Source organism: Paraburkholderia fungorum (assembly GCF_046027605.1).
Lineage (GTDB): Bacteria > Pseudomonadota > Gammaproteobacteria > Burkholderiales > Burkholderiaceae > Paraburkholderia > Paraburkholderia fungorum_F.
This window is the reverse complement of record NZ_JAQQEF010000055.1, coordinates 1-14596: the sequence shown is the minus strand read 5'-3', so window position 1 is coordinate 14596 and position 14596 is coordinate 1. Positions and strand designations below refer to the sequence as shown.

At 62.5% G+C, this 14596-nt stretch carries 12 protein-coding genes; 4 read left to right on the top strand and 8 right to left on the bottom strand.

What is annotated here, in order from left to right; translation table 11 throughout:
- Positions 1-207: 207 nt before the first annotated feature.
- Genes PQR53_RS38315 through PQR53_RS38305 form a run of 3 tightly spaced genes read right to left on the bottom strand, consistent with a single transcriptional unit; the run spans position 208 to position 3025 of the window.
- Positions 208-1563 carry an MFS transporter gene (locus PQR53_RS38315; RefSeq protein WP_408465728.1) on the bottom strand — a complete coding sequence of 452 codons (1356 nt, stop codon included), beginning with the start codon at positions 1561-1563 and terminating at the stop codon, positions 208-210.
- Positions 1526-1813 carry a hypothetical protein gene (locus PQR53_RS38310; RefSeq protein WP_408465726.1) on the bottom strand — a complete coding sequence of 96 codons (288 nt, stop codon included), beginning with the start codon at positions 1811-1813 and terminating at the stop codon, positions 1526-1528. The genes PQR53_RS38315 and PQR53_RS38310 overlap by 38 nt, the downstream gene beginning before the upstream one ends.
- Before the next feature lie 39 nt (positions 1814-1852).
- On the bottom strand, positions 1853-3025 hold the full coding sequence (locus tag PQR53_RS38305) for a M20 aminoacylase family protein (protein WP_408465724.1): 1173 nt from the start codon (positions 3023-3025) through the stop codon (positions 1853-1855).
- Between the two features lie 118 nt (positions 3026-3143).
- Here PQR53_RS38305 and PQR53_RS38300 point away from each other — a divergent pair, with 118 nt between their 5' ends.
- Positions 3144-4094: a LysR family transcriptional regulator gene (locus PQR53_RS38300; RefSeq protein WP_408465722.1), complete on the top strand. Its 951-nt coding sequence runs from the start codon at positions 3144-3146 to the stop codon at positions 4092-4094.
- A gap of 90 nt (positions 4095-4184) precedes the next feature.
- Positions 4185-5666 carry an ATP-grasp domain-containing protein gene (locus PQR53_RS38295; protein WP_408465720.1) on the top strand — a complete coding sequence of 494 codons (1482 nt, stop codon included), beginning with the start codon at positions 4185-4187 and terminating at the stop codon, positions 5664-5666.
- 55 nt (positions 5667-5721) lie between these two features.
- Here PQR53_RS38295 and PQR53_RS38290 read toward each other — a convergent pair whose 3' ends face one another.
- Together PQR53_RS38290 and PQR53_RS38285 are read right to left on the bottom strand one after the other, a co-directional pair.
- On the bottom strand, positions 5722-6180 hold the full coding sequence (locus PQR53_RS38290; RefSeq protein ID WP_408465718.1) for a hypothetical protein: 459 nt from the start codon (positions 6178-6180) through the stop codon (positions 5722-5724).
- A 231-nt stretch (positions 6181-6411) separates the two neighbouring features.
- Entirely contained in the window at positions 6412-7848 is a 1437-nt protein-coding gene (locus PQR53_RS38285) for an aldehyde dehydrogenase family protein (RefSeq protein ID WP_408465716.1), read from the bottom strand.
- Positions 7849-8097: 249 nt separating this feature from the next.
- On the opposite strand from PQR53_RS38285, the gene PQR53_RS38280 reads away from it, so the two are divergent.
- A complete protein-coding gene (locus tag PQR53_RS38280; protein ID WP_408465714.1) occupies positions 8098-8469 on the top strand; it encodes a cupin domain-containing protein in 372 nt (123 codons plus the stop codon).
- A 139-nt stretch (positions 8470-8608) separates the two neighbouring features.
- Here PQR53_RS38280 and PQR53_RS38275 read toward each other — a convergent pair whose 3' ends face one another.
- From PQR53_RS38275 to PQR53_RS38265, 3 genes are all read right to left on the bottom strand, one after another.
- Entirely contained in the window at positions 8609-10000 is a 1392-nt protein-coding gene (locus tag PQR53_RS38275; protein WP_408465712.1) for an NAD(P)/FAD-dependent oxidoreductase, read from the bottom strand.
- Positions 10001-10121: 121 nt separating this feature from the next.
- Complete coding sequence (locus tag PQR53_RS38270) at positions 10122-11762, bottom strand: purine-cytosine permease family protein (protein WP_408465710.1); 1641 nt, start codon at positions 11760-11762, stop codon at positions 10122-10124.
- A 268-nt stretch (positions 11763-12030) separates the two neighbouring features.
- Positions 12031-13002 (bottom strand): LysR family transcriptional regulator, encoded by a 972-nt coding sequence (locus PQR53_RS38265; RefSeq protein ID WP_408465708.1) that lies wholly within the window; start codon positions 13000-13002, stop codon positions 12031-12033.
- A gap of 204 nt (positions 13003-13206) precedes the next feature.
- Between PQR53_RS38265 and PQR53_RS38260 the strand changes: the two genes are divergently transcribed.
- Positions 13207-14547, top strand: a complete 1341-nt coding sequence (locus tag PQR53_RS38260) for an NAD(P)/FAD-dependent oxidoreductase (protein WP_408465730.1) — start codon at positions 13207-13209, stop codon at positions 14545-14547.
- The last annotated feature ends 49 nt before the right edge of the window (positions 14548-14596 follow it).

The window sequence follows — 14596 nt, the reverse complement described above, 5'->3', positions numbered from 1 at the left end:
AGGGACCCGCTTATAAGCTAGCGGTGTGAGCCGCTTTCTTTTGCCTACTTTTCTTTGCGGCAGGCAAAGAAAAGTAGGTGCCCGCCCCGCACAGGGGCGACGCTAATAATCCAATAACAAATCAAGGAGAGGCCAACACCGTAGGCGAACAGAAAAAGCGCCCCGCAGCCAACCAGATCAAAAAAACCTACGCCGCAGGCACCCCTCTTAGTCAATCCTCTTCCCAGCAGTCTCCCGCATAAACGGCAACGGCAACAACGACACAACCCCACACCCAATCAAATACCACGCAGGCGCCAGATTACTCCCAGAAATCTGAATCAACCACGTAGCAAAAAACTGCGCGAACCCGCCAAAAATAGAAACCCCCAAACAATAAACAATCGACATCCCGGTAGCGCGAATCTCGCGCGGAAACATCTCAGGCAACATGACGATATTGGGTACCGCAGTAAAAGCGACAAACACAGCCAGCACAGCAACGACAGACAACAAAACAGGCACCGTAGGCGAAGCATTGATAATCATGAAAGCCGGATACACGGCAACAATCAGCAACACCCGCGAAATCCACAACACACGTTTACGTCCAACCCGATCGGAAAGGGCCCCCGCAAACGGCGAACAGATCACCGTCACGACCGCCGCGGTCCACGCGGCCCACAGCGCCGACGACATCGGTAAATGCAGAATCCGAATCGCGTAAGTGGACAAATAGAACAACACAATATAGTTCGCCGCCGTACCACCAATCGTCGTCAACACCCCCGTCGTAATCACGCGCGAATGCTCGCGAAACAACTTGCGAACGGGCTGTGCCGCAGGCACCTGCGCCGCCGGCACCGTGCCGTCTTCAACACCCGGCAAGGTTTCATCCAGATGCCGCCGGATATAAATCCCAATCGGCCCCATCGCCATCCCGATCACAAACGGCACACGCCAGCCCCAGCTCTCCAGCGCGGCAGTAGACAGCGCCGCCGCCAGCGCAACACCCAGCAGCGAGCCACATACCGTGTTCAACCCCTGACTCACAAACTGCCAGCTTCCGTAGAAGCCACGCGTCTTGTCGCTGCCATATTCAAGCAGCAACGATGTCGACGCACCAATCTCACCGCCCAGCGCGAACCCCTGAATCAAACGCGCAAGAATCACCAGCAATGGCGCAGCCACACCGATCGCCGCGTACGTCGGCGCGAACGCGATAATCGCCGAGCCAAGCGTCATCAACCACAGCGTGAAACTCATCGCGGCCTTGCGTCCGGCGCGATCGGCATAGGCGCCAAGCACGATGCCGCCCACCGGCCGCATGATGAAGCCCACGCCAAAGGTGCCGACCGCCAGCATCAGTTGCGCAAGCTGCCCTTCCACCGGGAAATACAGCTTGCCGATGATCGTCGCGAAGAAACTGTAGATCGTGAAATCGAAAAATTCGAGGCCGTTGCCAAGCGTGATCGCAGCGATCGCCTTGGCATGGCTCGCACGTTTGGCCGGCTGCACGCCCGGCGCGCCGGCGCGATTCAACGCGTCAGCGCCTGCGGGTTGCGGTGTAGCGGAATAGTCCATCTGCGTCTCCCTGGTGTCCTTCCTGCTGATGCGCGGCTCTGCGGCCTTGTGCGCCTGAAAGCAATGCGCGACTTGACGGGTCCCGCGTTGCCTTGATGGCCTGGTTAGCCTCGCTGGCGTCGCTGGCGTCGCTGGCGTCGCCGGCGTCGCTGGCGTCGCTGGCGTCGCTGGCGTCGCTGGCGTCGCTGGCGTCGCTGGCGTCGCTGGCGTCGTCAGCCTTGATGGGCCCGATGGCCTTCGCAACCTTCACAGCCCTGCGCGGCGTCAGTCCAACCCGATGCCCCCCGCCTCAGACAAGAAACGTCTGCGCGAGCCGCACCCAATAGGCCGCGCCGGTCGCGAGGCAATCGTCGTTGAAGTCGTAGCCCGGGTTGTGGACCATGCAACCGCCCTCGCCGTCGCCATTGCCGATGATGAGGTAGCTGCCCGGGCAACGCTCGAGCAGGAACGCAAAGTCTTCACTGCCCGTCAACGGTTGCATGTCGGCAATCAAACCGGCTTCGCCGAGCCAGTCGAGCGCGACTTGCCGTGCGAGGCCGGTCATCTGCGCATCGTTGACGAGCACCGGATAGCGGCGCTGATAATCCACATGCGCCCGCGCGCCGAACACGGCCGCCTGCCCGCACGCGACCGCCGTGATGCGTTCCTGCAAATGGTCGCGAACCTCGGGCCTCAAGGCGCGCACGGACAGGCGCATCTCCGCGGTCTCGGGAATCACGTTCGGCGCTTCACCGGCGTGGATCGCGCCGACTGTGATGATCGCCATGTCGAGCGGCGCGATATTGCGCGACACGATGGCCTGCAACGCCAGCACGATCTGCGCGCACACCACCACCGGATCGACGGCCTTATGCGGCACCGCGCCGTGGCCGCCGCGGCCCGTCACCTTGATGATCACCGTATCCGACGAAGCCATGAACGAGCCCGGCAGGAAGCCGAACTTGCCCGTCGGAAAACCCGGCATGTTGTGCATCGCGAACACCGCGTCGCACGGAAACTTGTCGAACAGGCCGTCCTCGAGCATTTTTTTCGCGCCGGCCAGACCTTCTTCAGCGGGCTGGAAAATCAGGTTCAGCGTGCCGTCGAAACTCTTTTCCTGCGCGAGATGCTTGGCGGCCGCCAGCAGCATCGCCGTGTGGCCGTCATGGCCACATGCGTGCATCTTGCCCGGAACGGTGCTCGCATACGGCAGTCCGGTGGTTTCGTGAATCGGCAGCGCGTCCATGTCGGCGCGCAGGCCGAGTTTGCGCGTGCCGTTGCCGACTTTCAATTGTCCGACAACACCCGTCTGGCCCAGCCCGCGATGCACGGTGTAGCCCCACTCCTGCAAGCGCTCGGCGACCAGGTCCCCGGTGGCGAATTCTTCGTAAGCCAGTTCGGGGTGCGCGTGGATGCGATGGCGCAGCGCGATCATTTCGTCTTCGAGTTCGGCGATGCCCGCCGGAATGGCCATGGTGTTCACGATGTCGTCTCCGTCGATGAATGCGTGAACCGAGCATAGCGGCGCCGCTTTTCCAGCGGCAGGCGTAGAATCGTTGCGGCAGCAACCTATGGTTGCCACCTATCTACACGCTTGTCAGATGAAACTCCATCAACTCAGCACTTTAGCGGCCATTGCGGATACCGGCAGTATTCGGGCCGCTGCCCGTTCGCTCGACCTTTCGGCGGCCGCCGTCACCAAGGCAATGCGCGAACTGGAGGCCGATCTGCAAGCGCCATTGCTGGTGCGCGGCGCGAGCGGCGTTGCGTTCACCGAGTTCGGCCGCGCGCTGGTCGTGCATGCACGACTGGTGCTCGGCCAGTTGCAACGCGCGGAAGCGGAGATCGAGGCGATGCGCGGCGCGGCGGCCGGCAAGCTGTCGATCGGCGTCACGCCATGGGTGGCGCTGACTTTCCTGCCGCCCACGGTGCAGCGGTTCCGGCAGCGCATGCCGGAAGTCCAGCTGGAATTCTTCGAGGGTCTGCTGGGGGTCGTGCAACCCCGCTTGCGCGACGGCAGCCTCGACTTTTCGATTGGCCGGCCTCCGCCTGCTTCGCCGCAATCGGAGTTTCACAACGTGCCGCTCTTTTCGACGCACTCGGCGGTGGTCGCGCGCCGCGATCATCCGAAGGCGGGTTGCCGCACGCTGCTTGAACTGGAAGACGCCGAGTGGGTGCTGAACTGGGACCCGGCCAGCCGTGAGTCCATCTCGGACAATCTGTTCCGCAAGCGCGGCATGCGCGTGCCGCACACCATTCATCTCGCGCATTCGCTCGCGGTCGTGCTGGGTCTGCTCGCGCATACCGACATGCTCAGCATTTTTCCGTGGCCGCTCGTCGAAGTGTGCATCGCCAAAGAAAATCTGTGGGCGCTACCCTTGCGTGAAACGGTGGACGAAACGATCGTCAGCATTACGTCGCGCCGCGGTGCGCCGACAAGTCCGGCGGCCGCGTGTTTTCTCGAATGTTTGCGTGAAGTGATCGACGAAGGATCGCGCTCGCAAGACCCCGAGCTGCGCCGTCTGTTTCATTCGATCGAACTGCTGTTGTAGTGAGGCAGGGCTGTAAGCCGAATCGCATGCGCGCCCAGTATGCTTCGAGTGCGCAGCGGCACGCCGCCCTGCTCTCACTTCTTGCCGACCATGAAGCAGATTCCGCCCGATAACAAAGCCAATCACGATACACAGGTGTTGGGCACGTCAGCGCAACGCGGCAGTCGTAGCGGCAGAAGCGAGAGCCACAGCAATAGCGACAACAGCAACCACTGCGGCGACGGCGACAGCGCAAGCAGAACCGGCAGCGAGAGCAACAGCGCTAACAACGCCGCCTCGCTCGATCCGCCCCATCACCGCGCCCTCGCTGAAGCCCGCCGCCGCGACGGCGACGAACTGGGCGCCGTCGCGCATCTGATCGCCGCGCACACGCTGGACGCCTACGCCGCCGCGACACCCGACGCCAGCGCCTCAAATCTCTGCGATGTCGCGACCGGCTACTTCATGACAGGCAATCATGTGATCGCCGAGTACTGGTATCGCCTGGTTCTGAGGTTCGATCCGCAGGTCGCGGTGGCCTGCCAGAACCTCGCCGCCATCCTCGCGAGCGCTGGACACGTGGATGAAGCCGCCGCGTATCGGGAACGCGCCTATCGGATCCAGCGTGTGTTTATCGAGGGAAGCGGCACCGCGCAGCGCCGCGTGCTGGTCCTGTGCGCGGCACATACGGCAGGCAATGTCCCGTTCGATGCCTTGCTGCCCGGCACGAAAAGTTGCCGCATCAAGTACGCGATCGACTACGCCGCCGACGAAGAAGACCAGCGATTGCCGCCCTACGATCTCGTGTTCAATGCGATTGGCGATGAGGATATTGCGGCCCCACTCGCAGCGAGGCTCGCACGCTTCGTCTCGCAGTGCGCACGACCCGTGCTCAATCCGCCCGCCACTGTCGCCCGAACCCAGCGACACCGTACCGCGAGCCTGCTCGACGGTTTGCCGGACGTGCACGTGGCACCGTGCGTGCAGAGCGAGGCCGCGCCGGTTTCACGCATCTCGCTTAACGCCGTGCTCGCGGAAGGTGGCATCGACTTTCCGGTCCTCGCACGCCCCGCCGCTACGCACGGCGGCGACGGACTGATGCTATGCGAAAGTCTCGCCGCGCTCGAAGCGTGGCGCTCCGCACAAACCGGCCTTGCGTATCTAACGGCGTTTCGCGACTATCGCAGCGTCGACGGCTTCTACCGCAAATACCGGATCATTTTTGTCGACCGGGAGCCGCATCCTTACCATCTGGCAATATCACCGCACTGGATGGTGCACTACTACTCCGCCGACATGGAACCGCACCCGTGGAAGCTGGACGAAGAACGCTGCTTTCTCGACGATCCGCATGCCGCGCTCGGCGAGCGTGTCATGCGTGCCGTCGCGGCGATCGGCAAGCGGCTCGATCTCGACTACGGCGGCATCGACTTTACGGTACTGCCCGGCGGACAGGTGCTTGTCTTCGAAGCGAACGCGACCATGCTCGCGCACTTCGAGCGTGAGACTGGCGAGCTCGCTCACAAAAACCCTTACGTGCAACGTATCGTCGACGCATTCGAACGCATGATGATGCGTCACACGCCGGCCTGAATGTCGGCCGGGATGTCAGCCCGAAGCCCGGCCGGAATACCGGCTCGGCCAAGACTTACTGGCCGGATAAATGCTGTTTCAGATACGGCACGAAGCCATTCTGGGTCGGTCCGATCTGCTTGACGCAATCGTCGTAATCCGAACCCTCCGCGCGTTCGGGACCGTACATACCCCGGCATTGCGCATACAGCGTGATCGTCGCTCCGCTGCCCCTGGCCACGCGTGTGGCAGAAAAGACGGCCTTGCCCGAGCGGCTCGGCACGTCAGTCTCGATTGCCACCGCGTCCGCGCGGACGATCGACGTGGAAGAATGCGCCGCCACGTAGTCTTTCGTGAGCGACCAGGCCTTGTCGCACTGCGTCTGATCCGCGCATGCAATGGCGGCATTACGCTGCGCAGCGTCGAGCAAGCTCTCCGAGTGCGTAAAGTCGCGCGCCTCCGCTTCTTGTTTTTCGGCCGACATGCAGCCGCTCAGGGCAAGCGCAACAAGCGCAACAGCGATGGTTGTTTTCACAGGTCAAAGATCCGATGGCGAAGTCCGGTGAGAATTATAGACGCCTACAACAGACGCTCACAGGTTCGCGCAGGTTCGAAACGGTCATCGGAAGGCTGCCGGTGCGGGATGCCCCTCATCCCCCGCACAACGCGCGCTATGTTTGCGCGGCGAAGGCACGCCACTGCGTCACGCCACAGAGTCGCATCACTGCGTCACATCGCCGCCCGGTTTCCACGCCATCACGCTGCGTCAACTCGCGTAGCCGACCACGCCCTTGATCTCCAGAAAGTCCTCGAGCCCGAACTCCCCATACTCGCGGCCATTGCCCGACTGCTTGAAGCCACCGAACGGCGCATCAGGGCTATAGTCCGCGTAGTTCAGATAGATCGTGCCGGTACGCAGGCGCTTCGCCACCGCATGCGCATGCTCGATCGAGGCGGACTGCACATAGCCCGCGAGACCGTAGAGACTGTCGTTGGCCATGGCGATCGCGTCGTCTTCGGAGTCGTAGGCGAGAATCGACAGTACCGGTCCGAAAATCTCTTCACGCGCAATCGTCATAGACGGCGTGACGTTGCCGAATACCGTCGGACGCACGAAGTAGCCATCCTTCAATCCCTCAGGACGGCCCGGGCCACCGGCCACGAGCGTCGCGCCCTCGTCGATGCCGACACCGATCAGCCGCTGGATCTTGTCGAACTGCTGCTCGCTGATAACAGGCCCAAGATCGGTGCCCGTAGCATCAGCGGGACCGACAACCAGTACGTCAGCGGCCTCCTTCGCGTAGGCCAATGCCTCGTCCAAACGTGCGCGCGGCACGAACATGCGCGTGGGCGCATCGCACGACTGGCCGCTATTGTCGAAACACGCGCGCGCGCCACGCATCACCGCCTGCTTCAGATCCGCGTCTTCAAGAATCAGGTTGGCCGACTTGCCGCCCAGTTCCTGATGCACGCGTTTGACGGTATCCGCCGCGGCCTTTGCGACCTGCACGCCCGCACGCGTCGAACCGGTGAACGACATCATGTCGATGTCCGGATGACGCGACATCGCATCACCCACCGTGAGGCCTTCGCCGTTCAAAAGGTTGAACACGCCGGCCGGCACGCCCGCTTCGTCGAGAATCTCGGCGAAGATGATGCCGGAGAGCGGCGCCAGTTCCGAAGGCTTGAGCACCATCGTGCAGCCGGCCGCGAGCGCGGGCACCACCTTGGTCGCGATCTGCAGGGCCGGCCAGTTCCACGGCGTGATCAGTCCGCACACGCCGACCGCTTCCTTGCGGATCAGAATGCTGCTCTTCACATACTCGAATTCGAACGTGTCGAGCGTGCGGATCATGGTCTCCAGATGCGCGACGCCGGTCCACGCCTGGGCGTCGTTCGCGTATTGCAGCGGTGCGCCCATCTCGCGGCTGATCGCATGCACCATGTCGTCGTAGCGCTTGCGGTAGACGTCGAGGATCGCTTGCAGCAGATCGATTCGCTGCGCGATCGTCGTCTCGCTGAAGGCGGGAAAAGCACGCTTCGCGGCGGCCACGGCGCGATCGACATCGGCCCCGCTGCCGAGCGAAATCTGCGCGAACGCGGTGGCCGTGGACGGATCGATCACGTCGAGCGTGGCGGCGTTGGCCGAGTCAAGCGGGTCGACCCATTGGCCGTCGATATAAAACTGTTTGGCGTGTTGCATGGGCTTGTCCTTTACATGAATGGTTGAGTCAGATGTTGGGCGCGAACCTCGCGCCCGAGTGGCATCAAATGCTTTACATCGACGCCGCTCAATCTGAATGTCTTCAAATCGAAATTCATCGCTACGCTGCTTTGGCTCAGACTCCGGTTCTGCTTCGGGTTCGTCGAATCCCTCGTCATCGAATCCATCGTCATTGATCCCATCAACCACGATTAACCAGGCTTAACCAGAATTAACCAGGAGAGACACATGAGCACCATCACTTTCACCCGCATCGACGCAAAAGGCCCAGGCGCGTCCGGTCTGAACCCCGCCCTGCACGATCCCGCCGACGTCATTCTGGAAGGCGCCAAGGCACCGCACGCCCTCAATGCATTCTCCGATACGACCAACATGCTGTCCGCCGGCGTATGGCAATGCGATGCGGGCACGCTGAAGCTGGCCGATCTGCCGATCCACGAAGTCTGCGTGCTGATCGAAGGCGAAGTCGTCGTCACCAGCGACGACGGCCGCAGCGAACGCTATGCCGCCGGCGACGCCTTCATCCTGCACAAGGGCTTCTCGGGCACGTGGCATATGCCGGTGGCGACCAAAAAGTACAGCATCGTGTACTGCGGTTGATTCATACTGCGTTGCTGCGTTGCCAGCTTGCTACGTTGCTTCATCAGAAACCGCACCCGTACAGGTGCGGTTTTTTTATTCTGACGGCGATACAAAAACCGCCGCCCACCTGAAAAACTTCCGACGCTACTATCAGCCACTACATCGGGAAACCGAGCGCCTTGATCGAATTGATCCACAGGCGCCGCCAGCCACCGCGATCGTCGGCGCCATCGAAAGCGTTGAAGGTGATCTTCGCGGCGATCCAGCGCAGCGGCTCCGGCGGAATGTACGACGGTCCCTTGCGCGAAATATCCAGCGACGTAATCAGCGTATCCCGCTTCCACAGCATGTCGAGGCCCATCTTCGCGCCAAAGCGGCTGCCGGCCACGCCAAAGCCCGTATAACCCGCGACGAACACGCTCTTGCCGCCGTGATAGCGGCGCGCGAACACGGCGCCGCGTGAGCAGTAGTCGATCGGGCCGCCCCATGCGTGCGTGAAGCGCACGTCGTCCAATTGCGGGAAGGTGCGATAGAACGCTTCAGCGAGCTTGTAGTATGTGCTTTCGTCACGATCCGCCGCCGGATTCGGATCGCCGCCGAAGTGATAGCTCACGCGGCCGCCGAAGATGATCCGGTTGTCCTGGGTAAGGCGAAAATAATTGAGTTGCGTACGCGTATCGTAGATGCCCTGGCGATTGTTCCAGCCGATGCGCGCCATCTGCTCGTCGCTCAAAGGCGCGGTCGCGACGATGTGATCGCGCACCTGCATCACGCGGCGCTTGATGTCGGTCACGCCCACATCCGCGGTACCGGTGCCGAGCAGCACACGCGGCGTTTCGATGCGGCCCGCCTGCGTGTGCACGATCATCGTCGCGCCGCGATCTTCGAGGCGCGTGATCGGCGAGTGTTCATGCAAACGCACCCCAAGTTTCAGCGCGGCGGCTTTCAGGCCCCACGCGAGCTTCGCCGGATGAATCGTGCCGCTGCGATTCTTCGACCACATCGCGCCCGCGAATAGCGGTGAATCGAGTTGTTCGCGAGCCCCTTTGCTGTCGAGCAGCACCACGTCGTGTCCGTGCGCCACGTGCAACTCGTAGTCGCCTTTCAGATGATCGAGGTGACCCGGGTCGACCGCAACCGTCATCTCGCCATTCCATTCGACGTCGGCTTCGATGCCGTAACTCGTCAACGATTCCTTGAAGCCGTCGAGGTTCTCCTGGCCCAGCTTTTCCAGCACGTCGAGGTCTTGCGGAAAGACCCGCGTTGCGTTCGGCAGACCATGCATCACCGAGGTGGAAATGATCCCGCCCGGACGGCCCGACGCGCCGTAGGCCACCTTGCCCGCCTCGACCAGCACGACGTCGAGCGAAGGATCCGCTTCTTTCGCCTGAATCGCGGCCCACAGGCCGGTGAAACCACCGCCAACCACCACCAGATCAGCGGTGGTCGGACCGATCAATTCCCGTTCGACAGCCGGCGCGCGCGGATTGTCGAGCCAGAACGGAAACAGCTTTACACCTTCAAATGCGCGCTTTACTGACTCGTTCATCTTGTTTGCCTACTCAACTTGAATACCATTGCGTTTACTGCGTAATTGTTGCTTCGGCTTTGCACAGGTGCGGCCTCGGTCTTGCCTGACCACACCTCGTCCAGCGGCCTCGAACACATTATTAACCCGCGTCTTGCGTGTCTAACGCCTCTTCGCGCTCGCGTTGCGCATCGCGCTGCTGCGGTCGCGACCCTGCTTGCGCATTCGCCTGCGCGTTCGCTTGCGTCTTCAACCGCGCCCCACCCGCCTTAAGCTTAGCCGCCGACACCACCGGATGCACGATCACATTGCGCTGCGAACCGCTCCTCAACCAGCGACGGCCAAGCGGCCCATATACACCGTCCGGTTCAGGAAAGCACTGCAGCAACGCGATATACAACGCGCAGGCAAGGGTCAGCGACACCGGCATGCTGATGTCGAGGCCGCCCGCGAGCTGCCCGAGCGGACCGACGAACTGATCCGGTAGATTGACGAAACAAAGACCCACCACCGCGCTCGGAATCCAGGCGCCCATCGCGCGCCAGTTCCAGCCGTGCGTGAACCAGTAATGGCCGCCGCGGCCGCCGCGATTGAACACCTGCAGATCGTCGGACAGATAGAAGCCGCGCCGCGTCACGAAGCCGATGATCATGATCACCATCCACGGACAACTGCAGACGTTGATCAGCACCGAGAACGTCGACACACTTTCGACCAGGTTGAACGCGAAGCGGCCAAGAAAAATGAAGCCGATTGCGAGGCTGCCGATCAGCAGCGTGGCGCGCACGCGGTTCAGGAACTTCGGAAACATGCTCGACATATCGAGCCCGGTGCCGTACAGCGCGGTGGTTCCCGTCGACATCCCGCCGATGATCGCAATCAGGCACACCGGCAGAAAGAACCAGTTCGGCGAGATCGTCAGCAGACCGCCCACGTAGTTATTCGACGCGATGAAATCCGGCGCCTTGCTGGCGATAATCGTCGCCGTGGCGAGGCCAAAGAAGAACGGTACGAAAGTGGCCAGTTGCGCGAGCATCACCGCGAGGATCGTGCGCTGCTTCGGCGTGTTCTGCGGAATATAGCGAGCCCAGTCGCCGAGCGTACAGGCGAACGACACCGGATTGCTCATCGCGACCAGCACGGCGCTCACGAAGGCCGGCCAGAAACCCACCGAGCCGAGCGCCACCTTGCCGGCGTACGCGCTATTGAACGGGCCGGCGAACGCCACGATGCCGACCACGAACAGCAGGCTCGCCGCCCACACGGCGATCTTGTTGACCCACAACATGAAGCGGAAACCATAGACGCAGACGGTCAGCACCAGCACCGCAAAGAGACCATACGCGAAGCTCAGCGTCATCCAGTTGACCGGCAATCCGAGCAGATGATTCGCGCCGCCCACGAGCGCGTCGCCCGAACTCCACACCGCCAGCGAGAAGAACGCGACCGCGGTCAGCACCGCAAGAAAGGAGCCGACGATCCGGCCATGAATGCCGAAGTGCGCCCCTGACGAAACCGGATCGCTGGTGCCGTTACGCGGTCCGAAGAGGCCCATCGGCGCGAGGATGCATGAACCGATCAGCACGCCGAGCACGATCGAATAAACGCCCGCCTTGAACGACAAGCCGAGCAGCACCGGAAAGCTGCCGAGCACCGACGTGGAGAAAGTATTGCAACCGCCGAACAGCAAGCGGAACAGATCGATCGGCCGCGCATAACGCGAGCGATCCGGGATGCGTTCGAAACCGAACGTTTCGACTTGAGTGATGCTGTTGCTGCTCATTGTCTCCGACTCCTGTAACGGCCAGGTCAATCACGATGGCTCGCCACGGGGATGCGGCGTCCACTTTTTTCAGATGTCTGGACGCCACTGTAAAGACAATCAGCGCGGGCAAAAATATCGGCCGCCCAACCTTTACTTCGATCTCGGGCGATGTAACCCGAAAGCCCCGTCAGATAAGGCGCCGCCGCTACAAAGAAAGGCCGCGCGGGGACTTCCACCGGGCCATGCGGAGTTCAAACGTCGAAGCGAATCGCGAGGATCCGCACCGTCAGACCGGGCTTGCCTGACGCGCCTGACGGCGCCGTTTCGCCGCAGCGACGGCAGGCAGCGGCACGGGCACCGCGCCGGACATGCCATGCTCGATCAGAAAATCGCGGAACAGCCCGGCGACATGCGGCAGGCGTTTATCGGACACATGCATCACGTACCAGTCGCGCTCGATCGGGTTGGCGGGCAAGGGCAACAACGCCAGCAAGCCGGCCGAAAATTCCAGCGAGCACGCATGCAGCGACAGAAACGCAACGCCCAGACCTGCCTCGACCAGTTGCTTGATCGCCTCGTTACTCGAGAGTTCGGAGCCGATATGCAGCTTGTGGCCGGCGAGCCGAAACAGATTCTCGACGGTCGAACGCGTGCCCGAACCCCGCTCCCGCACGAATAGATTCGCGCCTTGCAGATCGTCCAGCGACAGGCGCTTTTTCTTCATCAGTGCATGCGCAGGCGAGGCGACGAACGCCATCGGATGCTTCGCGAAGGCGGTAGCCACCGTGCGCAATTCGCGCGGCGCGCTGCCCATCACGGCGAGATCGATCTCGTGCGTGGCCAGCATGCGGATAATGTCGGCCCGATTGCCGACTTTGAATTGCACCTTCACTTGCGGACGCAACTCGGTGAAGCGCACCAGAAAAGGCGGGATCAGATATTCGGCGGTCGTGATCGCGCCGATGCGCAGCGTGCCGCCCTGCTCACCATGCAAAGCGGCGAGATCGTCCGCCGCGCCGTTCCATAGATCGAGGATTTCCAGCGCATAGCGCGCGAGGATTTCGCCCGCCGCGGTCAGCTGCACGCCACGTCCCACGCGCTGCAACAACGGCGCTCCCGCCGCCTCTTCGAGCAAACGCACCTGAAGCGACACCGCCGGCTGCGTGAGCTTCAATTCTTCGGCCGCGCGCGACACGCTGCCGAGCTTCGCGACCGTGTGCAAAGCTTTCAATTGACGGAACGTGGCGGCTTTTAACATAAGTGAAAACCTATATGTTCGGTATAAACATTAAATTGTGCTGCGGTTTTAGCCGATTCTATACTGGCCCGGACAGATGAGGCCGGTGAATACCGGGAATAGCCGGAACGCCTTCACCCGCTGAGCAAAGATAACTTCAGGAGGATACGAATCATGGCCGCAACCGATCAGCAAACACGCTCTGTCGCGCAAGCCACGCAGCCCATGTCGCACAGCGCGCCCACGGTAGCGCATCGCGTCGTCATCGTTGGCGGCGGCGTCGGCGGGCTGGGACTCGCTACGCGTCTGTCGGAAACGCTCGGACGCGCCGGTCGCGCGCGGATCGTACTGGTTGACCGTTGGCCGACGCATTTCTGGAAGCCCTTGCTGCATGAAGCGGCGTCGGGCCAGCTCGATCCGGCCACGCATCAACTGCAATATGCAGTGCAGGCGCAACGGCACAGGTTTGAATTCGAACAGGGCGAACTCGCCGCGCTCGATCGGACGAACCGGCACATCACGTTGAACGCGCTCTACGACGCCGACGGCCGCGAAATCCTGCCGTCACGGCAGCTTGCATTCGATACGCTGGTGCTGGCGATGGGCAGCGTCACGCAATATTTCGGCGTACCGGGCGCCGCCGAACACGCGTTGCCGCTCGATTCGGTCGCCCATGCGGAAGCGTTTCGCCGCAGGCTGCTCGACGCCTGCCTGCGCGCGAACCATGCGCGCCGCGCGCGGGCCGCCGAGGCCCACACGCCGGTGTCGATCAACATCATCGGCGCCGGCGCGACGGGTGTCGAACTCGCCGCTGCGTTGCGCGATACAGTGCGCCTGCTGAAGCATTACAGCCCGTTTTCACTCGACCCCGTGCGCGACTTTCGCATCCGTCTGATCGAAAGCAGTGAGCGCGTGCTGCCCGCTTTGTCCGAAACGATTTCGACCCGCGCGCAGACAATGCTCGGCAGTCTCGGTGTCGACGTGTTGAGCGCAACACGCGTCACCGAAGTCCGCGCCGATGCCGTGCTGACCAACCAGGGCGCGCCGCTCGCCAGCGACATCGCCATCTGGACCGCCGGCATCGCAGGGCCGCCCGTGTTGCGCACGCTGGACGGCATCGCGGTGAATCGCAACGCGCAGGTGCAGGTGAGCCGCACGCTGCAATGCACGAACGACGCGAATATCTTTGGACTCGGCGATTGCGCGGCCTGCCCTTCTGCTGACAACGCGGACGCGTTTCTGGCGCCGCGCGCTCAGGTCGCGCACCAACAGGCGCTGTTTCTGGCGCGTGCGCTCAAGTGCAGGATAGCGGGCGAGCCGTTACCGGAGTTCGTCTATCGCGACGCCGGCACGCTGGTCGGTTTCGGCCGCGAGGGCACGATCGGCAGCTTGAGCAACAGCTTGCTGACGCAACCGGTGTTCGTCGACGGCTGGCTGGCGACCGCCGTCTACAAGCTGATCTATCGCCGCCACGTGATGACGTTGACCGGCTTCGCACGCATGGCGCTCGATTCGGCGAGCCATTGGCTGCGGAGACGGGTGCATCCGGTGATCCGGCTGCATTGAGCAGTTTCGAACAGGCGCGGGGGGGGGCCGGCCCCAAGGGCCCCGCCGG